Origin of the sequence: Streptomyces sp. CBMA291 (assembly GCF_014596525.1) — a bacterium.
Classification (GTDB): Bacteria; Actinomycetota; Actinomycetes; order Streptomycetales; family Streptomycetaceae; genus Streptomyces.
This window is the reverse complement of record NZ_MSJP01000079.1, coordinates 24073-46993: the sequence shown is the minus strand read 5'-3', so window position 1 is coordinate 46993 and position 22921 is coordinate 24073. Positions and strand designations below refer to the sequence as shown.

General features: G+C 72.5%; 24 protein-coding genes. 9 read left to right on the top strand and 15 right to left on the bottom strand.

The window, feature by feature from the left end; translation table 11 throughout:
• Nucleotides 1-21: 21 nt before the first annotated feature.
• On the top strand, nucleotides 22-702 hold the full coding sequence (locus BU197_RS18740) for an MBL fold metallo-hydrolase (RefSeq protein WP_188269414.1): 681 nt from the start codon (nucleotides 22-24) through the stop codon (nucleotides 700-702).
• 33 nt (nucleotides 703-735) lie between these two features.
• Here the strand turns inward: BU197_RS18740 and BU197_RS18735 are convergent, their stop codons facing one another.
• Together BU197_RS18735 and BU197_RS18730 are read right to left on the bottom strand one after the other, a co-directional pair.
• Complete coding sequence (locus BU197_RS18735) at nucleotides 736-1770, bottom strand: NUDIX hydrolase (RefSeq protein WP_188269413.1); 1035 nt, start codon at nucleotides 1768-1770, stop codon at nucleotides 736-738.
• 322 nt (nucleotides 1771-2092) lie between these two features.
• Nucleotides 2093-3109, bottom strand: coding sequence for an ROK family protein (locus tag BU197_RS18730; protein ID WP_188269412.1), 1017 nt, complete (start codon nucleotides 3107-3109; stop codon nucleotides 2093-2095).
• 172 nt (nucleotides 3110-3281) lie between these two features.
• Here BU197_RS18730 and BU197_RS18725 point away from each other — a divergent pair, with 172 nt between their 5' ends.
• Nucleotides 3282-4316 (top strand): LacI family DNA-binding transcriptional regulator, encoded by a 1035-nt coding sequence (locus BU197_RS18725; protein ID WP_188266135.1) that lies wholly within the window; start codon nucleotides 3282-3284, stop codon nucleotides 4314-4316.
• A gap of 44 nt (nucleotides 4317-4360) precedes the next feature.
• Here the strand turns inward: BU197_RS18725 and BU197_RS18720 are convergent, their stop codons facing one another.
• The 5 genes from BU197_RS18720 to BU197_RS18700 all read right to left on the bottom strand — a co-directional run bounded on the left by BU197_RS18720 (nucleotide 4361) and on the right by BU197_RS18700 (nucleotide 8932).
• Nucleotides 4361-5650, bottom strand: a complete 1290-nt coding sequence (locus BU197_RS18720) for a DUF6986 family protein (RefSeq protein ID WP_188266136.1) — start codon at nucleotides 5648-5650, stop codon at nucleotides 4361-4363.
• 208 nt (nucleotides 5651-5858) lie between these two features.
• Nucleotides 5859-6821, bottom strand: a complete 963-nt coding sequence (locus BU197_RS18715) for an electron transfer flavoprotein subunit alpha/FixB family protein (protein ID WP_188266137.1) — start codon at nucleotides 6819-6821, stop codon at nucleotides 5859-5861.
• An 88-nt stretch (nucleotides 6822-6909) separates the two neighbouring features.
• Nucleotides 6910-7695 carry an electron transfer flavoprotein subunit beta/FixA family protein gene (locus tag BU197_RS18710; RefSeq protein ID WP_188266138.1) on the bottom strand — a complete coding sequence of 262 codons (786 nt, stop codon included), beginning with the start codon at nucleotides 7693-7695 and terminating at the stop codon, nucleotides 6910-6912.
• Nucleotides 7696-7895: 200 nt separating this feature from the next.
• Nucleotides 7896-8420, bottom strand: a complete 525-nt coding sequence (locus BU197_RS18705; protein ID WP_188266162.1) for a flavin reductase family protein — start codon at nucleotides 8418-8420, stop codon at nucleotides 7896-7898.
• 197 nt (nucleotides 8421-8617) lie between these two features.
• Nucleotides 8618-8932 (bottom strand): TlpA family protein disulfide reductase, encoded by a 315-nt coding sequence (locus BU197_RS18700; RefSeq protein ID WP_188266139.1) that lies wholly within the window; start codon nucleotides 8930-8932, stop codon nucleotides 8618-8620.
• A gap of 228 nt (nucleotides 8933-9160) precedes the next feature.
• Here BU197_RS18700 and BU197_RS18695 point away from each other — a divergent pair, with 228 nt between their 5' ends.
• The gene (locus BU197_RS18695) at nucleotides 9161-9883 is read left to right on the top strand and encodes a lysophospholipid acyltransferase family protein (protein ID WP_188266140.1); all 723 of its coding nucleotides are present in this window, start codon (nucleotides 9161-9163) and stop codon (nucleotides 9881-9883) included.
• Between the two features lie 15 nt (nucleotides 9884-9898).
• Here the strand turns inward: BU197_RS18695 and BU197_RS18690 are convergent, their stop codons facing one another.
• The 6 genes from BU197_RS18690 to BU197_RS18665 form a co-directional block, all read right to left on the bottom strand.
• A complete protein-coding gene (locus tag BU197_RS18690) occupies nucleotides 9899-10591 on the bottom strand; it encodes a B3/4 domain-containing protein (RefSeq protein WP_188266141.1) in 693 nt (230 codons plus the stop codon).
• A gap of 26 nt (nucleotides 10592-10617) precedes the next feature.
• The gene (locus BU197_RS18685; RefSeq protein ID WP_188266142.1) at nucleotides 10618-11217 is read right to left on the bottom strand and encodes a transglutaminase-like domain-containing protein; all 600 of its coding nucleotides are present in this window, start codon (nucleotides 11215-11217) and stop codon (nucleotides 10618-10620) included.
• A 75-nt stretch (nucleotides 11218-11292) separates the two neighbouring features.
• A complete protein-coding gene (locus BU197_RS18680; protein ID WP_188266163.1) occupies nucleotides 11293-12372 on the bottom strand; it encodes a threonine aldolase family protein in 1080 nt (359 codons plus the stop codon).
• Complete coding sequence (locus tag BU197_RS18675) at nucleotides 12369-13130, bottom strand: SDR family oxidoreductase (protein ID WP_188266143.1); 762 nt, start codon at nucleotides 13128-13130, stop codon at nucleotides 12369-12371. The genes BU197_RS18680 and BU197_RS18675 overlap by 4 nt, the downstream gene beginning before the upstream one ends.
• A 35-nt stretch (nucleotides 13131-13165) precedes the next feature.
• Nucleotides 13166-14572: a DUF6421 family protein gene (locus BU197_RS18670; RefSeq protein WP_188266144.1), complete on the bottom strand. Its 1407-nt coding sequence runs from the start codon at nucleotides 14570-14572 to the stop codon at nucleotides 13166-13168.
• A 156-nt stretch (nucleotides 14573-14728) separates the two neighbouring features.
• Nucleotides 14729-15280 (bottom strand): GNAT family N-acetyltransferase, encoded by a 552-nt coding sequence (locus tag BU197_RS18665; RefSeq protein WP_188266145.1) that lies wholly within the window; start codon nucleotides 15278-15280, stop codon nucleotides 14729-14731.
• A gap of 174 nt (nucleotides 15281-15454) precedes the next feature.
• On the opposite strand from BU197_RS18665, the gene BU197_RS18660 reads away from it, so the two are divergent.
• From BU197_RS18660 to BU197_RS18645, 4 genes are all read left to right on the top strand, one after another.
• Nucleotides 15455-16048, top strand: coding sequence for a DUF5134 domain-containing protein (locus BU197_RS18660; RefSeq protein ID WP_188266146.1), 594 nt, complete (start codon nucleotides 15455-15457; stop codon nucleotides 16046-16048).
• A gap of 330 nt (nucleotides 16049-16378) precedes the next feature.
• Nucleotides 16379-17314, top strand: coding sequence for a M56 family metallopeptidase (locus BU197_RS18655; protein ID WP_188266147.1), 936 nt, complete (start codon nucleotides 16379-16381; stop codon nucleotides 17312-17314).
• A gap of 65 nt (nucleotides 17315-17379) precedes the next feature.
• Complete coding sequence (locus BU197_RS18650; protein WP_223183736.1) at nucleotides 17380-18054, top strand: phosphatase PAP2 family protein; 675 nt, start codon at nucleotides 17380-17382, stop codon at nucleotides 18052-18054.
• 129 nt (nucleotides 18055-18183) lie between these two features.
• A complete protein-coding gene (locus BU197_RS18645) occupies nucleotides 18184-18837 on the top strand; it encodes a TetR/AcrR family transcriptional regulator (RefSeq protein WP_188266149.1) in 654 nt (217 codons plus the stop codon).
• Here the strand turns inward: BU197_RS18645 and BU197_RS18640 are convergent.
• Entirely contained in the window at nucleotides 18816-20351 is a 1536-nt protein-coding gene (locus BU197_RS18640) for an LVIVD repeat-containing protein (RefSeq protein ID WP_188266150.1), read from the bottom strand. The genes BU197_RS18645 and BU197_RS18640 overlap by 22 nt on opposite strands.
• A 178-nt stretch (nucleotides 20352-20529) precedes the next feature.
• Between BU197_RS18640 and BU197_RS18635 the strand changes: the two genes are divergently transcribed.
• Nucleotides 20530-21177, top strand: coding sequence for a DUF305 domain-containing protein (locus BU197_RS18635; RefSeq protein ID WP_411158425.1), 648 nt, complete (start codon nucleotides 20530-20532; stop codon nucleotides 21175-21177).
• A gap of 105 nt (nucleotides 21178-21282) precedes the next feature.
• Here the strand turns inward: BU197_RS18635 and BU197_RS18630 are convergent, their stop codons facing one another.
• The gene (locus BU197_RS18630) at nucleotides 21283-21636 is read right to left on the bottom strand and encodes an ArsR/SmtB family transcription factor (RefSeq protein WP_188266152.1); all 354 of its coding nucleotides are present in this window, start codon (nucleotides 21634-21636) and stop codon (nucleotides 21283-21285) included.
• Between the two features lie 123 nt (nucleotides 21637-21759).
• Here BU197_RS18630 and BU197_RS18625 point away from each other — a divergent pair, with 123 nt between their 5' ends.
• Nucleotides 21760-22845: an NADH:flavin oxidoreductase/NADH oxidase gene (locus BU197_RS18625; RefSeq protein ID WP_188266153.1), complete on the top strand. Its 1086-nt coding sequence runs from the start codon at nucleotides 21760-21762 to the stop codon at nucleotides 22843-22845.
• The last annotated feature ends 76 nt before the right edge of the window (nucleotides 22846-22921 follow it).

Below are 22921 nucleotides of genomic sequence, written 5' to 3'. Positions count from 1 at the left end.
GCGGACGCGTAGGTTCGCCGTATGGAACTCCTTCCGGTCACCCCTCGGCTTCACCTCCTCGACTTCTCCATCGGCCAGGCCTATCTGTGGCGGGACGAGGAGGAGTTGACGCTGATCGACGCCGGTTGGGCCGGTACGGCGGACACGACGGCGCGGACGATACGGGCGGCCGGTCTCGATCCGGACCGGCTGCGGCGGATCGTGCTCACCCACTGCCACCGGGACCATGTGGGCTCGGCGCTCGCGCTCGCCGACCGGCACGGCGCCGAGATCGTCGCGCACCGGCTCGACGCTCCCGTGATCCGGGGCGAGGCGCCGGTGCCGGAGCCCGAGCTGCTCGACTGGGAGGTGCCGATCTTCGAGCACGGTCTGACCTCTCCGGAAGCACCGCCGACCCGGGTCGACCGGGAGGTCGAGGACGGGGAGGAGCTGGGGTTCGGCGACGGGGCCTTCGTGGTCCACACGCCGGGGCACACGCCCGGTTCGATCGCGGTCCATCTGCCGCGCCATGGCGTGCTGTTCGCCGGGGACACGGTGGCGTCCGTGGGCGAGGTCATGTTCGGCGTGCTCCATGTCGACCGCGCCCTGGCCGCGCGGTCGATGCGCGCCCTCGCCGCGCTGGCCCCTTCGGTCCTGTGCTGCGGCCACGGCGCCCCGGTGACCGAGGACACGGCGGCCCGGCTGACGGCGGCCGCGCCGTAGTCGGTGGACGGGGCCCGCAGGGCTCCCCCGCCGTCAGTCGGCCGGGACGCCCGCCTCCAGGTTGAGGACGGTGCCGCGCTCGCGGGCGCGCAGGGCCCAGCGGAGGCGGCGGTAGCGGACGGGCGGCAGCAGGTCCGCCGCCTCCTCCTCGGTGACGAAGCGCCAGTCGCGCAGTTCGGCGCCGGGGAGGCGGAGGCGCCCGATGTCGGCCGCGCCGAGTCCGCCGCCGTCGAAGAGGAAGCGCAGTCCGCCGTACGCGGGCGGCTCGGGGGGCTCCCAGTCGACGAGCAGCAGCCGGGGTACGGCGGCGAGTTCGAGGCCCAGTTCCTCGGTGACCTCGCGCATGCCCGCGCGGGCCGGGGCCTCGCCGGACTCGACGACGCCGCCGGGGAACTCCCAGCCGGGCTTGTAGGTGGGGTCGACGAGCAGGAAGCGGCCGTGCTCGTCGAAGAGGAGGACGCCCGAGGCGAGCGTCTCCCGGGTCGGCCGGGGGGTCTGGACGATCCCGCAGGAGGCGGCGCGCCCGGATTCGAGCGCGTCGGCGATGTCCCGGGCCGTCTCGGACGCGCTCAGTGCCGAGGTGTCGACGGTGTACGCGTCGGCGGCGAGCCAGCCGAGGGCTTCGCGGTAGGGCGCGAGGTGGGCGTGGCACCAGTCGCGGACGCGGGCGTCGGTCTCGGGGTCGCCGTAGTCGGCGCGGTCCTCGATCCGTCGGCGCAGGATCGTTTCCTCCGAGGCGAGGAGGACATGGCGCACATCGATGCGGCGGGCGGCGAGCCCGCCGAAGATCTCGTCCCGGTACTCCTGGCGCAGCAGGGTCATCGGGACCACCAGGACGCCGCCGACCTCGGCGAGCAGGGCGGCGGCCGTGTCCACCACCAGGCGCCGCCACATCGGCAGGTCCTGGTAGTCCTCGACCTCCGCGAGCCGCTTGGCCGGCAGCAGGGCCCGCAGGCTGCCGCCGGTGGCCTCGGGGTCGTACAGCGTGCTGTTCGGGATCAGGTCGACCAGTTCACGTGCGGTGGAGGTCTTCCCCGCGCCGAACGCGCCGTTGAGCCAGACGATCACGATTCCCCCTCTTCGACGGCCCCCTGTGGCTTGCCCCACACCCTGCCACGGAAACCCGTGAACACATGTCCGGGCACGCGTGGACGGAGTGCGGCCGACCGGGCGCCCGGCGCACGTGCGGCGCGCCCGGCGCGGGCCCCGCCGACCTGCCGGTCCGTGTCACTTGCCGCCGGTCTGTGCCCCTGCTTCACCGCTCCGGGCCACCGCCCCGCCGGTCCGCCTCGCCCCCCCTGCCGGTCCGTCTCACGCCCCCTTCGTCCGCCTCCCCCTCCACCGCACCCCGTCACTCCCCGCTGTCCCCGTCACGCTCCCACCATCTCCGTCACGCCTCCGTCGAGTCGCCTGGTTCCCGCCCCGGCCGGCTGCCCTGCGCACCCGCCGGGCCTCCCGGGCCCGCCCAGGCCGCAGCCGCCGCGCCCAGGAGGCCCGCGTCGGTGCCCGTGGCGGCCGGGAGCACCGTCAGGTCGCGGAGGAAGGACAGGGTGGCGTACTCGGCGAGGGCGTGGCGGAGCGGGGTGAACAGGATCTCGCCCGCGCGGGCGACGCCGCCGCCCACGACCGCGATGTCGATCTCGACGAGGGCCGCCGTGGTGGCGATGCCCGCCGCCAGGGCCCTCGCCGCCCGTGCGAAGGCGGCGAGGGCGATCGGGTCCCCCGCGTGGGCGGCGGCGGCCACCCCTGCGGCGGAGGCGTCGCCGTCGCGTCCCGGCCGCCAGCCGTTCCCCAGGGCGCGGCGGGCCAGGTGCGGGCCGCTGGCAAGGCGCTCCACGCAGCCGCGTCCGCCGCAGGCGCAGGGGTCGCCGTCCAGGTCCACCACGATGTGGCCGATGTGACCGGCGTTTCCGGTGGGGCCCGGGTGGAGTCGGCCGCCGAGGACGAGCCCGCCGCCGACGCCCGTGGAGACCACCAGGCCCAGCGCGTTGTCATGGCCCCGGGCCGCACCGAGCCAGTGTTCGGCCGCCGCCATGGCGACGCCGTCGCCGACCAGGGTGACGGGCCGTCCGCCCGTCGCCCGGCGCACCCGTTCCACCAGCGGATACGCTCGCCAGCCCGGCACGTTGACCGGGCTGACGGTCCCCCGCTCGGCGTCCACGGGCCCCGCGCTGCCGATGCCGACGGCCCCGGCCGCGTCCCAGAGCGGGGAAGCGGACAGCCGCGTGAGCACCGCTTCGACCGCGCGCATCACCGTCTCGCCGTCCTCCCGCGCGGGCGTGGGCCGCAGGGCGCGGACCCGGATGTCTCCCCCGGCGTCGACCAGGGCTCCGGCGATCTTGGTGCCGCCGATGTCGAGGGCGATGACGAGGCCTTCGGCGGAGCCCGGGTCGGATTCGGTCTGCATGGGCGCGGGATCTCCAGTCGGGGCGGGCGGAAGCAGGACGGTACCGTACAGTCTCCGCTCGGCTTGACAACGTTGTCCAGCCTCTATGCTTCGGCCCGAGAGAGACGGTCGGGCATCGCTCGGCAGAAGGCCGCCGCCCGATCTCCGACCCTTGACGGAGGAACCGCGCACCGTGGCCGACACCGCTCGCCGCCCCGACCACCGCTACGGAAACCGGCCCACGATGAAGGACGTCGCCGCGCGCGCAGGCGTCGGCCTGAAAACGGTGTCCCGGGTGGTGAACGGCGAGCCGGGGGTGACGGCGGAGACCGAGCGGCGGGTCCAGGCGGCCATCGAGGTGCTCGGGTTCCGCCGCAACGACAGCGCGAGGGTGCTGCGCAAGGGCCGCACCGCGACCGTCGGTCTCGTCCTGGAGGACCTCGCCGACCCGTTCTACGGTCCGCTCAGCCGGGCGGTGGAGGAGGTCGCGCGGGCGCACGGGGCGCTGCTCGTCAACGGGTCGAGCGCCGAGGACCCGGACCGGGAGCAGGAGTTGGCGCTCGCCCTGTGCGCGCGCCGGGTCGACGGTCTGATCGTGATCCCCTCCGGCGACGACCACCGTTATCTGGAGCCGGAGATCAGGGCGGGTGTCGCCACCGTCTTCGTGGACCGGCCCGCGGGGCTCATCGAGGCGGACGCCGTGCTCTCGGACAGTTTCGGCGGGTCCCTTGAGGGGGTGGCGCATCTGATCGCCCACGGGCATCGCCGGATCGGTTTCATCGGCGACCGGCCCCGTATCCACACCTCGGCCGAGCGGCTGCGCGGCTACCGCGCGGCGATGGAGGACGCGGGGCTGCCGGTCAGGGACGCGTGGGTGGCGCTCGGGCCCACCGACCCCGGGCGGGTGCGTGCGGCGGTACGGGGGATGCTGACGGGACCGGAGCCCGTGACGGCGTTCTTCGCGGGGAACAACCGGGTGACGGTCACGGTGGTCCGGGTCCTCGCCGGGCATCCCCGGCCGGTGGCGCTGGTCGGTTTCGACGACATCGAGCTGGCCGATCTGCTCGGCATCACCGTGATCGCCCAGGACGCCGCCGCCCTCGGCAGGACGGCGGCGGAGCGTCTGTTCCGGCGGCTCGAAGGGGGCGGCGGGGCGCCGGAGCGGGTGGTGCTCGGCACGACGCTCCTCGTCCGGGGCTCGGGGGAGCTGCCGCCGCCGGGCGCCTGACGGGCCCCGCCCCCGGCGAACCCGGGGCGGGGCGGCGGCTCCGGCTACTCCGCCGAGGCGGTGAGGTCGCCCCGGCGCGGGGCGGCGAAGCGGTGGAGTGCGGCGCGGTCGAGTCCGGTGAGGGCGTCGACCTCGGCGGTGTCGAGGGCGCCGCAGTCGATGCCCCGGAGGAGGTAGGAGCCGAGGGCCTTGGCGGTGGCGGGCTCGTCCATGACGTCGCCGCCCGCGTGGTTGGCGTAGGCGGCCAGGCGCTTGGCTGCGGTCTCGAAGCCCTCGCGGTAGAAGGCGAAGACGGCTGCGTAGCGGGTGGGGATGTGGCCGGGGTGCATGTCCCAGCCCTGGTAGTAGGCGCGGGCGAGGGCGCGTCGGGTGAGGCCGTAGTGGAGGCGCCAGGCCTCGTGGACGTGGGCGGTGGTGCCGACGGGCAGGACGTTGGTGGAGCCGTCGGAGACGCGGACTCCGGTGCCCGCGGCGGCGACCTGCATGATCGCCTTGGCGTGGTCGGCGGCCGGGTGGTCGCTCGCCTGGTAGGCGGCGGAGACGCCGAGGCAGGCGCTGTAGTCGAAGGTGCCGTAGTGCAGTCCGGTGGCGCGGCCCTCGGCGGCGCCGATCATCCGGGCGACGGCGGCGGTGCCGTCGGCGGCGAGGATGGACTGGCTGGTCTCGATCTGGATCTCGAAGCCGAGGCGGCCCGCGTCGAGGCCGTGCGCCTTCTCGAAGGCTTCGAGGAGGCGCACGAAGGCGGTGACCTGTTCGGGGTAGGTCACCTTGGGGAGGGTGAGGACGAGGCCTTCGGGGAGGCCGCCGTTCTCCATGAGGCCGGTGAGGAAGACGTCGGTGGTGCGGATGCCCCGGTCGCGTACGGCGGACTCCATGCACTTCATGCGGATGCCCGTGTACGGGGCCGCGGTGCCGTCGCGCCGGGCCTCGGTGACGAGGCGGGCGGCGCGGGCGGCGTCCCGGTCCTCGTCCGTGCCGGTGTAGCCGTCCTCGAAGTCGATGCGCAGGTCTTCGACGGGCTCGCGGCGCAGCTTGGCGACGACTCGGTCGTAGACGTCCTGGGCGAGGGCGTCGGGGAGGCCGAGGGCGGCGGCGAAGGAGGCGGCGTCGGGGGCGTGCTCGTCGAGGGCGGCGAGTGCCCGGTCACCCCAGGAGCGGATGGTTCCGGCCTCGAAGGCGTCGCCCGGTACGTACACGGTGTGGACGGGCTGGCGGGTGCCGGGGTCCCCGGGGTAGCGGCGCTCCAGTTCGGCGTCCACGGCGGCGAGGGAGGCGCTGATGTCCTCGCTGACCGCGCCCGCGAGGCTTGTCGGCACCTTCTCCTGCTGACCCATCCCACACCCTCCTGTTTTCCGCTGAACGGAATCGACAATCCGTATGGCGAAGTTAGTGGGCGGTGTTGCGCACGTCAATGGGTGTCCGGAAGGAGTCGGGCCCCTCGGTCGTACCTCCGGGAACGGCCCGGCCGTGTGGCCGGAAACGGCCGGGGGCCGCGCGGTGACGATCACCACGCGGCCCCCGGACCGGTACGACGAGGGAGGCTCAGCCCTTGCGGGACTCGATCTCCTCGGTGAGCTGCGGGACGACGTCGAACAGGTCGCCGACGACGCCGTAGTCGACCAGCTCGAAGATCGGCGCCTCGGCGTCCTTGTTGATCGCGACGATCGTCTTCGAGGTCTGCATGCCCGCGCGGTGCTGGATCGCGCCGGAGATGCCGGAGGCGATGTACAGCTGCGGCGAGACCGACTTGCCGGTCTGGCCGACCTGGCTGGAGTGCGGGTACCAGCCGGCGTCGACGGCGGCGCGGGAGGCGCCGACGGCGGCACCGAGCGAGTCGGCGAGCGCCTCGATGATCGCGAAGTTCTCGGCGCCGTTGACGCCTCGGCCGCCGGAGACCACGATCGCGGCCTCGGTCAGCTCCGGGCGGCCGGTGGACTCGCGCGGGGTGCGGGCGGTCACCTTGGTGCCGGTGGCCAGCGCGCCGAAGGAGACCGCGAGGGCCTCGACGGCGCCGGCGGCCGGGGCGGCCTCGACGGGGGCCGAGTTCGGCTTGACCGTGATGACCGGGGTGCCCTTGGAGACACGGGACTTGGTGGTGAAGGAGGCGGCGAACGCGGCCTGCGTCGCGACCGGGCCCTCGTCTCCGGCTTCCAGGTCCACGGCGTCGGTGATGAGGCCGGAGCCGATGCGGACGGCGAGGCGGGCCGCGATCTCCTTGCCCTCGGCGGAGGACGGGACGAGCACGGCGGCCGGGGACACGGCCTCGTAGGCGGCCTGGAGGGCGTCGACCTTCGGGACGACGAGGTACTCGGCGAACTCCGGCGCGTCGGCGGTGAGGACCTTCACCGCGCCGTGCTCGGCGAGCGCGGCGGCGGTGTCGGCGGCGCCGTTGCCGAGGGCGACGGCGACCGGCTCGCCGATGCGGCGGGCGAGGGTCAGCAGCTCCAGGGTGGGCTTGCGGACGGCTCCGTCGACGTGGTCGACGTAGACGAGGATCTCAGCCATGGGACTTTCATCTCCTGCGAACGAAAAAGGGGCGGTCGGAAGGGCTCGCACGGGCCGGGAGGGTGCGTCCGGCCCGCGGGGCTGAGTCCTAGATGAACTTCTGCTCCGCGAGGAAGCCGGCGAGCTGCCTGCCGCCCTCGCCCTCGTCCTTGACGATCGTTCCGGCGGTGCGCGCCGGACGCTCGGTGGCGGAGTCGACCGCGGTCCAGGAGCCTTCGAGACCCACTTCCCCGGCTTCGAGGCCGAGGTCGGAGAGGTCGAGGGACTCGACCGGCTTCTTCTTGGCCGCCATGATGCCCTTGAAGGAGGGGTAGCGCGCCTCGCCGGACTGGTCGGTCACGGAGACGACGGCCGGGAGGGAGGCCTCCAGCTGCTCGGAGGCGGTGTCGCCGTCGCGGCGGCCGGTGACCTTGCCGTCCTCGATGCCGACCTCGGAGAGCAGGGTGACCTGCGGGACGCCCAGACGCTCGGCGAGGATGGCCGGGAGGACGCCCATGACGCCGTCGGTGGAGGCCATGCCCGCGATGACGACGTCGTAGCCGGTCTTCTCGATCGCCTTGGCGAGCACCAGGGAGGTGGCCATGACGTCGCTGCCGTGCAGGTCGTCGTCCTCGACGTGGACGGCCTTGTCGGCGCCCATGGAGAGCGCCTTGCGCAGGGCGTCCTTGGCGTCCTCGGGGCCGACGGTGACCACGGTGACCTCGGCGTCGTCGGCCTCTTCGGCGATCTGGAGCGCCTGCTCGACCGCGTACTCGTCAAGCTCCGACAGCAGGCCGTCGACGTCGTCGCGGTCGACGGTCAGGTCATCGGCGAAGTGCCGGTCGCCGGTGGCGTCGGGCACGTACTTCACACAGACAACGATCCTCAAGCTCACGCCGGCTCTCCTACTGCATCGTCATAACTTGGCTGCCTTGTCGCTTGGCAGCATAGGCGCCTGAAGGGCGGGTTTCCGGTCGGGGCGGCGGACGCCCCGACCGAAATATTACTCGCCAGTAGACCCAGTTGGCGACCGGTAAGCAAGCGCTCAGGAATGTGATCTGCCCAACGCGCGGAAAGCCGTCCGCGCGGGAACTCTCAGTCGCGCAGGGCGTTGAAGCGGCCGTGGTGGTAGAGCAGCGGCCGGCCCGCCCCGTCGGGGTCGCCCGCGATCGCCTGCGCGATCACGATCCGGTGGTCCCCCGCGGGCACCCGGGCCACCACACGGCAGACCAGCCAGGCGAGGACGCCGTCGAGCACGGGGACGCCCTCGGGGCCGGTGCTCCAGCGGGTCCCCTCGCCGAAGCGGTCGGCTCCGCTGCGCGCGAAGAGGGCGGCCAGCTCCTGCTGGTGCTCGCCGAGTATGTGCACGCCGATGTGCTCGGCCTCGGCGAGCACGGGCCAGCTGGAGGAGGAGACACCCACCCCGAAGGAGATCAAGGGGGGCTCGGCGGCGACGGAGTTGAGCGAGGTGGCGGTGAAACCGACGGGGTGCTCGCCGTGCGCGGTGACGACCGCGACACCGGCCGCGTGCCGGCGGAAGACGGAGCGGAGCAGGTCGGGAGAGGCCTGCCGGGGGACGCCGAGAGGGGGAACGGTACGAAGCTCGGGCGAAACCGTCATGGAGTTGTCCTTCTGCGAGGGCTGCATGGAAGTGGTCCTGGGGTCGTCAGACACCCGGACAGCGCGCGCTCGCGTTGCGGGCCAGGTCCACATGGGGCCGGCCGTAGAGAAGGAGTTCTGGGGGCACACCGTCAGGGTGACGATCGTTGCCGCGTGCAGTCAAGCGCGTACCGCGATGTGGGAGGAGTGTCACGGCGTCAGAGCACCCGGCCCAGGGCCGCGATGACATCCGCCGTGCGGGGCTGCCCGGCGGCGCGCCGCATGATGCGACCCGCCGCGTCGAGGACGAGGACGGTGGGAGTGCGGGTGACCCCGAGTTCGCGGACGAGCGCGAGCCGCTCCTCCGCGTCGATCTCCACGTGCCCGACGCCCGGGACCATGGCGGCGACCTCGGCCAGGGTGCGGCGGGTGGCGCGGCAGGGCTGACAGAAAGCGCTGGAGAACTGGACGAGGGTGGCCCGCTCCCCCAGCGGCGCGCCGAGCACCTCCGGATCAAGGATCCCGGTGGTCATCCTTCCCCCTCCTCCGCTTCGTTTCCGTTCCCCGTGGTGCAGCGTCACACGAGAGCATTCGATTCCCGCCCCCGCAACCGCGAGTGACGAGAATCTCCCCGTATGAAGCCGTCTGGACTGGTCACGACGGCCCACATGGGGCACGATCTGCCCAAAGCCGAAAACCTACGGCCGCGTAACTTCGCCGGGAGACCCTCCCCAGGCAGACGAAGAAGAGGTTCCTCTCCGATGGCAGAACTCGTCTACCGGCCGGTCATCGGTGCCGCGCTCACCCTGTTCAAGGCACTCGATCTGAAGATCGACACCCAGGGTTCCGAGCACATCCCGCGGACCGGAGGGGCGGTGCTGGTCAGCAACCACATCAGCTACCTCGACTTCATCTTCACCGGGCTCGCGGCCCGCCCGCAGAAGCGTCTGGTGCGCTTCATGGCGAAGGACTCGGTCTTCCGGCACAAGGTCTCGGGACCGCTCATGCGCGGCATGAAGCACATCCCGGTGGACCGCACCCAGGGCGAGCACGCCTACCGGCACGCCCTGGAGTCGCTGCGCGCCGGGGAGATCATCGGCGTCTTCCCCGAGGCGACGATCTCCCCCTCGTTCACGCTGAAGGGCTTCAAGACGGGCGCGGCGCGCCTCGCGCAGGAGGCGGGCGTCCCGCTGGTCCCGATGGCGCTGTGGGGCACCCAGCGGATCTGGACGAAGGGCCGGCCGAGGAACTTCAAGCGCAGCCACATCCCGGTGACGATCCGGGTCGGCGAGCCCGTGGAGGCGCCCGCCGACCAGTACGCGGGCGCGATCACCCGTCGGCTGCGCGGACGCGTCCAGGAGCTTCTGGAGGCGGCCCAGCGCGCCTATCCGGTCCGCCCCAAGGACGCGGGCGACACCTGGTGGGTGCCCGCGCACCTCGGGGGTACGGCTCCGACGCCCGCCCAGGTCAAGGAAGCCGGCTGACCCTGGCGGGGTGGCTCACTCCGGGTCGCGGACGGTGATCCGGGCGCCGGGGCTGAGCTTTTCGAGCGACCGTGCCAGCTCGGCGCCCGCCGCTCGGAGTTCGTCCCCGGTCATGGGGGCGAGCGACTCCAGGAGGAAGAAGGCGTCGGTGGTGTCGTCGTCGATCCGGGTACGGGGGCCCTGGCGCCAGTTCCAGCGGCGGCAGGTGACGCCCTCCTCGTCGCGCCAGACGATCTCGCCGGGCTCGGGGTGCTCGACGGTCTCCGCGCCGCCCGCCATGGTGACGAAGGGCTCGTCCCCACCGGCCCTGACCAGGCTCATGGCGCCCTGGACGCGGCTCAGGTCCTCGCCGCCGACCGGGATCAGACGGGCGACGCTGACCGCGTTGTAGGCGTCGACCAGCCGGTTGATCCGGGGCAGTCCGCCGTCCGCGAGGGCGCGCCGGGCGAGCGCCTCCGCCGAGTTGCGCGTACGGGAGGGCTTGGCGCCGAACGCGGTGTACGCGGCGCGCCAGGCGGCGATGTGCGGGTCCTGGTCGGGGGTGCGGCCGTCGAGCCGTTCGGCGAGCCGCCGCGCGGCCTCGTCGAGAAGCGCCGAACTGGCCTCGTCGCTGGGCCCGTTGACCAGTCCGCGGGCTTCGACCAGCAGGAAGCTGAAGCCGGGGGCGAGGGTGCGCACTTCTTCGGAGACTGTGAGCGTGAGGGTCATGATCCGCCGTTCGCCGGTGTCCGGGGTCAGAGCTCGGTGGGGAGCGTCCGCCAGAGGGTGGGCCGGTCGGGGGCGGCGCGCAGTGCGTCGAGGACGACCGGATGTGGTTCAGCATAGAGCACCGGATAGTCCACTTCATTGAACTCCGGGCGTACGGTCCAGGCCAGCCGCTCCTCCCCGATCGAGAACCGGGCGTCGACGCCGGGCTTGTTGCCGCGCGGGTCCTGCCGGGCCCAGGTCCGCTCCCCCGGGAGCAGGACGGCGACGAGACCGTGGAGCACCGGACGCGATCCGTCGTCGTCGGCGAGCCGCTGGTAGCAGAGGGCCGCCGGGATCCCCCGGGCACGCAGGAGCGCGGCGTACGCCACCGCCTTGGCGTAGCAGATGCCGGTGCGCTCCTCCAGGACGTCGGAGGCGCGCCAGGTGACGCGGAGGTCGCCGGAGTCGGCGGAGTGCGGGATGGTGTCGCGGACGTGCGCGAAGGCCGCTTCGGCGTATGCGTATGCGTCCGGGTGTTCCCGGGAGAGGTGTTCGACGACGCGTCCGACCGTCGGATGCTCGTGGTCGACGGCTTCACCGGGGGCCAGATAGGCGGCGATGTCCGGGTTCTGCTGGATGAGTTCCATGTGGGGGGAGCGTACGGAAACGGCCGGACGGAAGTCAATGACTTTCCATCCGGCCGTATATTCATGCAGCCCGGGTCAGTGGGCGATCTCTTCCTTCAGGGCCTGGAGGAAGGCGTCCACGTCGTCCTCCGTGGTGTCGTAGGCGCACATCCAGCGCACATCACCGGCCGCCTCGTCCCAGAAGTAGAAGCGGAAGCGCTTCTGGAGGCGTCGGGACACCTCGTGCGGCAGGCGGGCGAAGACCGCGTTGGCCTGCACCGGGTAGAGGATCTCCACCCCGTCGACCTCGCGCACCCCGGCGGCGAGCCGACGGGCCATCGCGTTGGCGTGACCCGCGTTGCGCAGCCACAGGTCCTTCGCGAGGAGGGCTTCCAGCTGCACCGACACGAAGCGCATCTTCGACGCGAGCTGCATGGACAGCTTGCGCAGGTGCTTCATGTGGCTGACCGTGCCGGGGTCGAGGACCACGACCGCCTCGCCGAACATCATGCCGTTCTTCGTGCCGCCGTAGGACAGCACGTCGACGCCCACCTCGCTGGTGAACGCGCCCATCGGCACGCCGAGCGAGGCGGCGGCGTTGGCTATCCGGGCCCCGTCGAGGTGCACCTTCATGCCCTTGGCGTGGGCGTGCTCGACGATCGCGCGGATCTCGTCCACCGTGTAGACGGTGCCCAGCTCGGTGTTCTGGGTGATCGAGACGACCTGCGGCATCGCCCGGTGCTCGTCCTCCCAGCCCCAGGCCTGCCGGTCGATCAGCTCAGGGGTGAGCTTGCCGTCCGGAGTGGGCACGGTGAGCAGCTTGAGGCCGCCCATCCGCTCCGGAGCGCCGCCCTCGTCCACGTTGATGTGGGCGGACTCGGCGCAGATCACCGCGCCCCAGCGGTCGGTGAGCGCCTGGAGGGCGGTCACGTTGGCCCCCGTGCCGTTGAAGACCGGGAAGGCCTCGGCGGCGGGGCCGAAGTGGCCGCGCATGATCTGCTGGAGGTGTTCGGTGTACTGGTCCTCGCCGTAGGCGACCTGGTGGCCGTCGTTGGCGAGGGCGAGGGCCGCGAGGATCTCCGGGTGGGCGCCGGCGTAGTTGTCGCTGGCGAAGCCCCGGACCGAGGGGTCGTGGCGACGACGGGCGTCGGTCCGGAGTCCGGGGTGCGCGGTCACGGCTTGGGGGTCAGCCACAGACGCTGTCCATTCAGTTCCTGGGCGGGCTTGCTCCACAGGCCGACGATCTCGCGGGCCAGGTCGTCGACGTCGGTGAAGCCCGCGAATTTCGCATCGGGGCGTTCGGCGCGCATGGCGTCGTGCACCAGTGCCTTGATCACCAGGATGGCAGCCGCCGCCTGGGGGCCTTCGTCTCCCCCGAGCTTGCGGAAGGAGTCGGCCATGGCGAGGGTCCAGGCCTCGGCCGCCGCCTTGCCCGCGTTGTACGCGGCGTTCCGCGCGACCGGCTTGTGCGCGCCGACCTGGCTGATCAGGGCGTAGCGACCCCGGCCGCCGCCGCGCAGCAGGGCGTCGTGGAAGGCGAGGGAGGTGTGCTGGACGGTGCGGACGAGGAGCTTCTCCAGGAAGTCCCAGTCCTTGAGGTCCGTCTCGGTGAAGGAGGGGCTGCCGCGCCAGCCTCCGACGAGGTGGACCAGGCCGTCGACGCGGCCGAATTCCTTCTCCGTCTTGTCGGCCCAGTCGCGGGTGGCGGCCAGGTCGAGCAGGTCGACGGTGTCGCCGACGACCTTGGCGCCGCCGTGGGCGTAGCTGGCGGCGTCGACGGCCTCCGCGAGGCGGGCCGGGTCGGCGTCGGACGCGACCACGGTGGCGCCCGCCTCGGCGAGGCGCAGCAGGGCCGCGCGGCCCGCGGGTCCCGCCGCTCCGGCGACCGCGATGACGGCGCCGTCGAGCGGCCCGCCGTTTCCGTTGGCGTTCATGGGCGACGCCTCCTCCGTGTTCTCGGTGCCCGCGCTCACGCGGCGGCCCGCTCTGCCCGCGGGGCGCCGGTGGCGGTGATCCCCTTCGTCTCGGCGATCACGCCCTTCAGCTTCTTGGCGAGGGCCTCGAAGAACATGCTGAGCGGAAACTCGTCGGGAAGCACGTCGTCGACGAGCTTGCGCGGCGGGAGGGAGAGGTCCAGGGCCTCGGGACCCTTGGCCCAGGTGGAGCCCGGGTGGGGGGCGAGATAGGCGGAGACCAGCTCGTACGCCTTGAACCAGTGGACGAGCTTCGGGCGGTCGATGCCGTCGCGGTAGAGCGTCTCGATCTCGGCGCAGAGGCGGTTGGTGACCTCGGGGGCCCGCTGCCAGTCGATCTTGAGGGTGTTGTCCGTCCAGCGCACCACGTCGTTCTTGTGCAGGTACGCGAAGAGGAGCTGGCCGCCGAGACCGTCGTAGTTGCGGTTGCGGTCGCCGGAGAGCGGGAAGCGGAACATGCGGTCGAAGAGGACCGCGTACTGCACGTCACGGCCGTGCGTGTTGCCTTCGGCCTCCAGCTTCACAGCCTCCTTGAAGGCGGTGAGGTCGCAGCGCAGCTCTTCGAGGCCGTACATCCAGAAGGGCTGGCGCTGCTTGATCATGAAGGGGTCGAAGGGCAGGTCCCCGTGGCTGTGGGTGCGGTCGTGGACCATGTCCCAGAGCACGAAGGCCTGCTCGCAGCGGGTCTGGTCGCCGATCATCGCGGCGATGTCGTCCGGCAGCTCGATGCCGAGGGTGTCGACGGCCGCCTCGGTCACCTTGCGGAAGCGGGCCGCCTCGCGGTCGCAGAAGATGCCGCCCCAGGTGAAGCGCTCGGGGGCCTCGCGGACGGCGATGGTCTCCGGGAAGAGGACGGCGGAGTTGGTGTCGTACCCGCTGGTGAAGTCCTCGAAGGTGATGCCGCAGAAGAGCGGGTTGTCGTAGCGGGTGCGTTCCAGCTCCGAGAGCCACTCGGGCCAGACCATGCGGAGCACGACGGCTTCGAGGTTGCGGTCCGGGTTCCCGTTCTGCGTGTACATCGGGAAGAGCACGAGGTGCTGAAGTCCGTCGACGCGGTCGGCGGCCGGGTGGAAGGTGAGCAGCGAGTCCAGGAAGTCCGGGACGGTGAAGCCGCTCTCGCCCCACTTGCGCAGGTCGGAGACGAGGGCGCGGTGATAGGCGCCGTCGTGCGGGACGAGCGGGGAGAGCTGCTCGATGGCGGAGGTGACGCGGTCGAGGGTCAGCTCCGCGAGGGAGCGGGCGGGCGCGCCCTCGCGCCCGAAGTCGATGGAGCCGTCCGTGCTCTGCCAGGTGCGGATCTCTTCCACGGCGTTCTTGAGCTCGGGCCAGGCGGGGTGATCGATCACTCGGGCTTCGGTGGATATCCCCCCACCGGTCATGTCCTGCTCAAGAATTTCCGTCATGCCACTTCCTCCACAGGAGAACCTCGCGTAAAGACACCGTAACCACCGACGGTTCTTCGCCACAAGAGGAGCATGGGAAAATTTCCGGTAACACCCCCCTGTCAACAGAAGTTTTTCCTGTTACTCAGGGGGGAATCCCTTCTTCCGCCGGAGGGCTCACGCCAGCGGCTTCACCAGGAGCTCGAACTCCAGGTCGTCACGCTGAGGCACCCCGAAGCGCTCGTCCCCGTAAGGGAACGGCGACATCCGCCCGGTGCGCCGGTAGCCGCGCCGCTCGTACCAGGCCACCAGCTCCTCGCGTACGGAGATCACCGTCATGTGCATCTCCCGCGCGCCCCACAGCTCGCGGACCCGGCGCTCGGCCTCCGCGATGATCAGCTTGCCCAGTCCCGCGCCCTGGAGCTCGGGACGGACGGCGAACATGCCGAAGTAGGCCGCCTCGCCCCGGTCCTCCAGCTGGCAGCAGGCCACCAGGACGCCATCGCGCTCCACCACCAGAAGACAGCTGCCGGGCGTGGTGATCACCGCCGCCACCCCCTCGGCGTCGGTGCGCTGCCCCTGGAGGAGGTCCGCCTCCGTGGTCCAGCCGCCCCGGCTGTCGTCGCCCCGGTAGGCCGACTCGACGAGCGGGACGAGTGCCGGGACGTCGTCGAGGACCGCCTCCCGGTAGGTGATCCGGCCGGTCTCGTGAGGCGTGGCGGTTTCCATGCGAGCAGGGCTCCCCTCGGGCGCTGACGATCGCGGTGCGCGACCCGGCCCGAGCCTAACGCGCCCCCCTCACCGCCCCTGCCGTACGCCCGTGCGCGACCGTGCGCCCGCGTGTGCCGGGCGGGCGGCGGGCATGCCTCCGGGGAGCGGACCGCGTCGAGGGGGAGGTGTGCCGTGCACGGAGCGGCCCTGTCCGGATGGCTGATGGTCGCGCTGTGCGCGGCCACGGGGGCGTACTGCCTGCTCCGCATGCGCGAGGGCACCGGGATCGAGCGCCGGGCGGCGGGCGGCGAGGCGGTGATGGGCTTCGGCATGGCCGCCATGGCGCTGCCCGCCGCCGCGCTCACCCCGCCCGAGTGGAGCTGGACGGTGTACGCGGCGGTGTTCGGCACGGCCGCCCTGCACGGCCTCTTCGCGATCCGCCGCGGCGGCCACCATCTGCACCACCTGGTGGGCTCGCTCGCCATGGTCTACATGGCGGTGGCGATGGCGGCGGCCGGCCCCGGAGCACACACGGCGCACCACGGGGGCACGACGGCGGGCGTCCCCGTACTCACCGGCAGCCTCCTCCTCTATTACGGGGTGTACGTGCTCCACACGGGCGCGCGGCTCGTCCCGGCGCCGGGACCCGCGCCGGGGCCGGTCCCGGGAGCGGTCCCTGCGGGCACCGGCGGAGGAGGGCCCGCCGGGAGCGCCCGGCCGGAACTGGCACGGGTCTGCCGCCTCTCGATGGCGCTCGCGATGGTCGCGATGCTGGTGACGCTCTGACCCGCCTTCACCGCGGGGAGCCCGGGGCTGGGGCTGGGAGCCCGGGGCTGGGGCTGGGACTGGGAGCCCGAGGCTGAGGCTGAGGCTGGGACTGGAAGCCCGGGGCTGGGGCTGGGCCTGCTTCTGAGTCTGCGGCCCGGCGGGAGGGGCCCGCGTGCGACGCCGCCCTCCCCACGCCGGGCCGCCCTCCCCGCGCCGGGCCGCCCTCCCCGCGCCGGGCCGCCCTCCCGGTGCCGGGGCCTTCCCCGGGCGGCAACGAAACCGTGGTGTGCGTCACTTGGCGTGCGAGGCCGTACCCCGGGCCCGTATCCCGCTCATAGGGTGACGCCCATGTGGGTCTCCCTCGCGCTGTTCCTGTTCGGCCTTCTGACCGCCCTCACGGCTCCCCGGCTCCTCGCGCGAGCGCACTGGGCGGAGCGAGAACCCGTGGTGGCCCTCTGGGCCTGGCAGTGCGTGGTCGCCGCCGTGCTGCTGAGCTTCGCGCTCTCCATGACGTTCAGCGCCTCCGCCGCCTGGCAGGCCGTCCGGGGGCAGCTCTTCGCGCCCGCACCGCGCGCGGTGGTCGAGGCCTACGAACTCGGCACGAGCGGCCCCTGGTCCGCCGTGCTCGCGGTGGCCCTGGCGGCCGGTGGGCTGTGGTCCGGGGCGATGCTCGGCCGGGAGATCGGCCTGGCCCGCGCCGGGCGCCGCCGGCGGCGCGGCGAGCTGCTCGTGCGCGCGCCCCTGCTGCCGGGCGAACAGCCGGGCGACGAGCGGCTCGTCGTCCTGGAGGGCGAGCGGGCGGGCGCCTGGTGGCTGGCCGGGGCGGCACCCCGACTGGTCGTCACCACGGCGGCGCTGCGGCGGCTGAAGGGACGCCAGCTCGACGCCCTCCTCGCCCATGAGCAGGGGCACGCGCGCGCCCGGCACGACTGGCTCCTGCACTGCTCGGCGGCGCTGGCCTCGGGATTCCCCGGCGTCCCGGTCTTCGCGGCCTTCCGCGAGGAGATGCACCGTCTGGTGGAGCTGGCCGCCGACGATGTGGCCTCGCGCCGCTTCGGACGCCTGACGATCGCCCTCGCCCTCGTCGAACTGAACGAGGACCGGGGCGTGTTCGGACCCGGCTCCGCCCCCGACGCGGACCTTCCGCAGCGGGTGAACCGACTGCTCTCGGCCACGCCCCGGCTCCCCGCGAGCCACCGCCTGCGCCTGACGGCCGCCGCCGCCCTGGTGCCGGTGGTCCCGGTGCTCGTGGCTTTCGTACCGGCGCTCCGCGCACTGGGATGACGGCCGGGGAGGGCGTGCCCGGTGTCGGGGTACGCCCGGAGCCGGGGGTCCGGCAGGATCGGGGGATGCGTACCTCCGCCGTGGTCACCGGGGTCCTGGCCGTTCTGCTGCTCGTGCTCGTCGCCGTGGGCTGGGCGCCGCTGCTCTCCTTCGACCGCTCGGTCTCCGTCGCCCTCCACCGGCACGCCGTCGCCCACCCTGGGTTCACCCATCTCAACCGGGTGCTCAGCGACTGGGTGTGGGACCCGTGGACCATGCGCGCCCTGGCCGCCGCGACGGCGCTGCTGCTGTGGTGGCGGCGGGAGTGGCGCACCGCCCTGTGGGTGGCGGGCGTGAGCCTGCTGACCGTGGGGCTTCAGCAGGGGCTGAAGGCGCTGGTGGGGCGGGAGCGACCGCACTGGGTGGACCCGGTGGACTCGGCGCGGTACGCCGCCTTCCCGTCCGGGCACGTCCTGACGGCGACGGTGACCTGTGGACTGCTGCTCTGGGTGCTCGCGTCGCACTGGCGGGACGAGTGGCGCGGCTGGGGCACCCTGACGGGCGTCGCCGTGTTCTCGGTGCTCGGGGTCGGCTGGACGCGGGTCTATCTGGGCGTGCACTGGCCCTCGGACGTCCTGGGCGGCTGGCTGTTCGGCTGGTGCCTGGTGGCCGTGACGGTCTTGGCGTACCGCCGGAGCGAGCGGCGCCGTACGCGGAAGGGACACGGCGGCACGGGGAGCCGGAGCGGAGGTGCGGTATGACGCCGTCTGTTCTGGACGATCCCCCGTGTCGCCCAGAACAGACGGCTGTTCCGCGGGTATGCCGCAGAGGCATGCCGACGGAATGCGCCGAGTATATTGGCCCGCAGCCAGTCAACGCAGGAGTCCAGCATGTCCCCGCGTAGCCCATCGGTCAATGAAGAACTGCGACGCAGGTCGCGGGAGCGCATTCTGCGCGCCACAGTGGACCTCGTCGACACCCGGGGTTACGAGGCGACGACGCTCGGTGACATAGCGGAGCGGGCCGGTACCGCGCGGGGACTCGTCTCGTACTACTTCCCGGGCAAGCGGCAGTTGCTCCAGGCGGCCGTGCACCGGCTGATGCACCTCACCCTGGAGGCGGGGCTCGACCGCGCGCCGCGCACGGAGGACGGCCGGGAGCGGATGGCCCGCGCGATCGACGCGATCCTGGGACTCGCGGCGGAGCGCCCGACGCTGATGCGGACCCACATGGCGGGCATCCTCCAGGCCGAGGGGTTCGTGCGGTGCGAGGAGCAGCAGCGGCTGGCCTTCCTGCTGCGGGACACCGTCACGCGGTACGGCTCCGACGACGTGGAAACGGACTATCCGCTGCTGCGCGCCCAGTTGATGGGTGCGGTGGTGGCGGTGCTGCTGCCGGGCGCGCCCCTGCCCTTGGCGCGGCTGCGGGCGGAGCTGTTCCACCGGTACGGACTGGACTGGGAGGCGGGCGTGCCGCCGGACGGGGGTCCGCCCGACGGCACACCTCCTTTCAGGCCGTCGTCTCAGTCGTCGAAGTCCGAGTAGTCGGGCTGGGTCTGGACGTTCAGCTCGTCCATCCGGAGACGGGCGGCGGGGTCGGTGCGGGGGTCGGAGAGCTTCAGGACGTCGAGTCCCTTGGCGATGTCGTTCGAGTAGATGTGGCCGTTGTAGTAGTACGCGGACCAGGAGCCGCCCGTCGCCATCTCGGTGGCGGAGAGCGGGCCTCGCTCGAAGTAGGCGATCTCCTTCGGCCTGGCGGAGTCGGTGAAGTCCCAGACGGAGACGCCGCCCTGGTACCAGGCCTGGACCATGAGGTCCCTGCCCTTGACCGGGATCAGCGAGGCGTTGTGGGCGACGCAGTTCTCGGTGTCCGCCTGGTGGCGCGGGATCTTGTAGTAGCCGCGGAAGACGAGCTTGCTCTTGCGGCCCTTGCCGACGATGTCGTAGATGCCGTCCGCGCCCCGGTTCGGGCCGACGGCCGCGTTGCAGGTGGCCGCGCCGCCGCCGCCCAGCTCGTCGGTGAAGACGACCTTGTCCGCCTTCTGGTTGAAGGTCGCGGAGTGCCAGAAGGCGAAGTTGACGTTGTCCTGGACGCGGTCGAGGACCTGCGGGCGCACGGGGTCGGAGATGTCGAAGAGGATGCCGTCGCCCATGCAGGCGCCCGCGGCGAGGTCCTTGTCGGGCAGCACGGTGATGTCGTGGCAGCCGGAGGTCTTGGAGACGCCCGGGTTGGTCGGGGCGCCGGGGTTGCCGCCGCCGTCCGGTCCCTCGCCCGGGAAGAGGACGGGGAAGCCGACGACCGCCGCCCGCTCGGGGGCGTCGCGGGGCACCTTGATGACGGAGATGCCGTCGTGCGGCGGCTGGCAGTCGGGGAACGCGGCGGCGGGACCGTACGAGGAGACGTAGACGTAGACGTCCTTCTTCCTCGGCACCAGGGTGTGGGTGTGGGAGCCGCAGTCGGTCTCGACGGAGGCGACGTACTTGGGGTCGGTGATGTCGCTGATGTCGAAGATCTTCATGCCCTCCCAGGACTCCTTCACCGACGCGGGCTGCGTGGTGCTGGCGCAGGAGTCGTCGCTGCGGGAGGAGTCCGTCGAGAGGAACAGCAGGTTCCCCGAGACGGAGATGTCGTTCTGGGAGCCGGGGCACAGGACCTGGGCGACGGTCTTCGGCGCCTTCGGGTCGGCGATGTCGAAGATGCGGAAGCCGTCGTAGTTGCCCGCGAAGGCGTACCTGCCCTGGAACGCGAGATCCGTGTTGAGGCTCGGCAGCGCGTCCTTGGGGACGTTCGCGAGGTGCTGGATGTTGGCGCTGTGGACGATCTCGTCCACGCCGGGTATCTCGCCGCTCCGGATGGCGGAGCGCGTGTCGGCGACCTGCCGCGAGGAGACCGGGGTCTCGACGGGGGTGTCCCCGGGGCCGGGGGTGGCCGAGGCGGGCCCGGTCGTGAACAGGGTGGCGAGGAGTCCGGCGGCGGCGGATGCCACGGCCAGCCGTCTCGTCCGTGCACGCGGGTCGCGTGTGGTGGATGGTGTGCGCGGGGTACGCAATGAAGTCACTCCGTCCTCCCTGGTGACCGTTCGGTGTCGAACGGTGTGGGACCCCGGCAGTATGTTCTTCGCCGTGTACATCTCAACAGATGGCAACACAGACGTCATGAAGGTTTTCGATCGCCCCCGCGAGAAAAGTGCCAGGATCGGCCCCATTCCGCCGCAAGTCCACCTGGAGGTCGTGTTGTTGATCCGCCGTCAGCGTCCGGTCGTCGCCGTCGCCGCCCTGTCCGCCGTCGCCGTACTCGCCCTGACCGCCTGCGAGTCGACACCCGGCGGGGACGCGCCTCGGTCGGCGCCGAGCGGGAACACGGTGGTGGTGCCGGGGAAGCCCGGCGGACCGGCCCGGCGGGTGTCGCCGGAGGAGGCGGCGCGGCTGCTCCCGGACGAGAGCCCGAACGGCGCGGACTTCCGGTACGCGCAGATGATGATCGCCCACCACCGACAGGCCCTGACCATGACGGCGCTGGTCCCCGAGCGGGCGGACTCCCCCCGGGTGAAGAAGGTGGCCGAGCGGATCGCGGCGGCGCAGGGGCCGGAGATCGGCGCGATGGAAGGTTGGCTGAAAAACAACGGCGGTCCGCGCGCCCTGTCGGGCCACGACCACGGCGCGATGCCGGGCATGGCGACCGAGGAGCAGCTGGGGCGGCTGAGGGACGCCCGGGGCAAGACCTTCGACGCCTTGTTCCTGAAGCTGATGATCACTCACCACGAGGGGGCGGTGACGATGGCGACCGAGGTCCTGAGCCAGGGCAACAACGTCCTGGTGGAGGAGATGGCGAACGACGTGATCGCCCAGCAGACCGCGGAGATCCAGCGGATGCGGTCGCTGTAGCGGGCCGGCCGGGCCCCGTACCTCCGGCCGGCTGAGCCCCTCTCCTCCGAGGAGGTCGCCGTGGCGGGCCCTTCCCCGGGGAAGGGCCCGTCCGCCGGGAGGTCGTCAGCGCGCGGCTTCCTCCCCGGCCGCCCGGGAGTCGGCGGCGGCCAGGACGGCGGCGAGGAGTCCGGGGAAGAGCGCGTCCAGGTCCGCGCGGCGCAGGGAGTTGAGCTTGGCCGTGCCCCGGTAGGTCTGCCGGATGACGCCGCCCTCGCGCAGGACCCGGAAGTGATGGGTCGAGGTGGACTTGGTGACCGGCAGGTCGAAGCACGAGCAGCTGAGTTCGGTGTCCTCGCGTGCCATCTCCCGCACGATCAGCAGGCGCACCGGATCCGCGAGGGCGTGCAGCACGGCTTCCAGGCGGATCTCCTCGCGCTCGGGGTGGTCGAGGGCGCGGGCACTGGTGGCGGTCGTCATGGCGGCGGCTCCACTTCTTCCGGGACGCCTCCCATTGTACGAGGACTCTCGTAGTTTGACAGGTGCCGTACTACGATGAGTACCGTACTAGCGTCCTTCGAGGCATCCGAAACGGAGTCCGTCATGAGCGCCGCCCTGTTCGAGCCGTACACCCTGCGTTCCCTCACCGTGCCCAACCGGGTCTGGATGGCGCCCATGTGCCAGTACTCCGCGGCGACGACGGGCCCGCTCACGGGCGTCGCCACGGACTGGCACTTCGCCCACTACGCCGCCCGCGCCACCGGCGGCACCGGACTCATCCTGATCGAGGCGACCGCCGTCTCCCCCGAGGGCCGGATCAGCCCGGCGGACCTCGGCCTCTGGAACGACGCCCAGACCGAGGGGCTGCGCCGGATCGCCTCCTTCCTCAAGGAGCAAGGCACCACCGCCGGGATCCAGATCGGACACGCCGGACGCAAGGCCTCGTCCCAGCGCCCCTGGGAGGGTCGCGGCGCCCTCCCCCAGGACGGCACCGGCTGGCAGACCGTCGCCCCCAGCCCCCTTCCCTTCGCCGAGGACCGCCCCGTTCCGGCCGAGCTGACCCCGGAGCGGATCCGGGAGGTCACCGGCCAGTTCGCGGACGCCGCCCGCCGCGCCCTCGACGCGGGGTTCGAGGTCGTCGAGGTGCACGGCGCGCACGGCTATCTCATCGGCGAGTTCCTCTCCCCGCACAGCAACCACCGCACCGACGAGTACGGCGGCTCCTTCGAGAACCGGACCCGTTTCGCCCTGGAGGTCGTCGACGCCGTCCGGGCCGTCTGGCCCGAGGAACTCCCCCTGTTCTTCCGCATCTCGGCCACCGACTGGCTCGCCGAGCACGGCTGGACCGTCGACGACACCGTGCGCTTCGCCGCGCTCCTCCGCGACCACGGCGTCGACCTCCTCGACGTCTCCAGCGGCGGCAACGGCGGCCCCGCCCGCATCCCGACCGCCCCGGGCTACCAAGTGCCCTTCGCGACCCGGGTCAAGGAGGAGACCGGGCTGCCGGTGGCCGCCGTCGGGCTGATCACCGAGAGCGCGCAGGCCGAGACGATCCTCGCCGAAGGCGCCGCCGACGCCGTCTTCCTCGGCCGGGAACTGCTCCGCGACGCCTCCTGGGCCCGCCGCGCCGCCCGTGAACTCGGCGCCCGGACCCACGAGGCACCGCCCGCGTACGCCTGGGCGATCTGACCCCACCGGTCCCCCGCGCGCCCCTCACACGGCCCCCTCCGGCCCCACGCGCCACGCCCCACCATCCCCACCGTGC

Coding starts and splice junctions, on each gene's coding strand:
- BU197_RS18685 (WP_188266142.1), bottom strand. CDS start 11,217: ATGGAACTCATCCAGCAGAACCCGGACATCGCCGCCTATCTGGCCCCC.
- BU197_RS18690 (WP_188266141.1), bottom strand. CDS start 10,591: ATGACCCTCACGCTCACAGTCTCCGAAGAAGTGCGCACCCTCGCCCCC.
- BU197_RS18670 (WP_188266144.1), bottom strand. CDS start 14,572: ATGACGGAAATTCTTGAGCAGGACATGACCGGTGGGGGGATATCCACC.
- BU197_RS18715 (WP_188266137.1), bottom strand. CDS start 6,821: ATGGCTGAGATCCTCGTCTACGTCGACCACGTCGACGGAGCCGTCCGC.
- BU197_RS18700 (WP_188266139.1), bottom strand. CDS start 8,932: ATGACCACCGGGATCCTTGATCCGGAGGTGCTCGGCGCGCCGCTGGGG.
- BU197_RS18665 (WP_188266145.1), bottom strand. CDS start 15,280: ATGGAAACCGCCACGCCTCACGAGACCGGCCGGATCACCTACCGGGAG.
- BU197_RS18625 (WP_188266153.1), top strand. CDS start 21,760: ATGAGCGCCGCCCTGTTCGAGCCGTACACCCTGCGTTCCCTCACCGTG.
- BU197_RS18740 (WP_188269414.1), top strand. CDS start 22: ATGGAACTCCTTCCGGTCACCCCTCGGCTTCACCTCCTCGACTTCTCC.
- BU197_RS18695 (WP_188266140.1), top strand. CDS start 9,161: ATGGCAGAACTCGTCTACCGGCCGGTCATCGGTGCCGCGCTCACCCTG.
- BU197_RS18630 (WP_188266152.1), bottom strand. CDS start 21,636: ATGACGACCGCCACCAGTGCCCGCGCCCTCGACCACCCCGAGCGCGAG.
- BU197_RS18730 (WP_188269412.1), bottom strand. CDS start 3,109: ATGCAGACCGAATCCGACCCGGGCTCCGCCGAAGGCCTCGTCATCGCC.
- BU197_RS18720 (WP_188266136.1), bottom strand. CDS start 5,650: ATGGGTCAGCAGGAGAAGGTGCCGACAAGCCTCGCGGGCGCGGTCAGC.
- BU197_RS18650 (WP_223183736.1), top strand. CDS start 17,380: ATGCGTACCTCCGCCGTGGTCACCGGGGTCCTGGCCGTTCTGCTGCTC.
- BU197_RS18705 (WP_188266162.1), bottom strand. CDS start 8,420: ATGACGGTTTCGCCCGAGCTTCGTACCGTTCCCCCTCTCGGCGTCCCC.
- BU197_RS18675 (WP_188266143.1), bottom strand. CDS start 13,130: ATGAACGCCAACGGAAACGGCGGGCCGCTCGACGGCGCCGTCATCGCG.
- BU197_RS18655 (WP_188266147.1), top strand. CDS start 16,379: ATGTGGGTCTCCCTCGCGCTGTTCCTGTTCGGCCTTCTGACCGCCCTC.
- BU197_RS18645 (WP_188266149.1), top strand. CDS start 18,184: ATGTCCCCGCGTAGCCCATCGGTCAATGAAGAACTGCGACGCAGGTCG.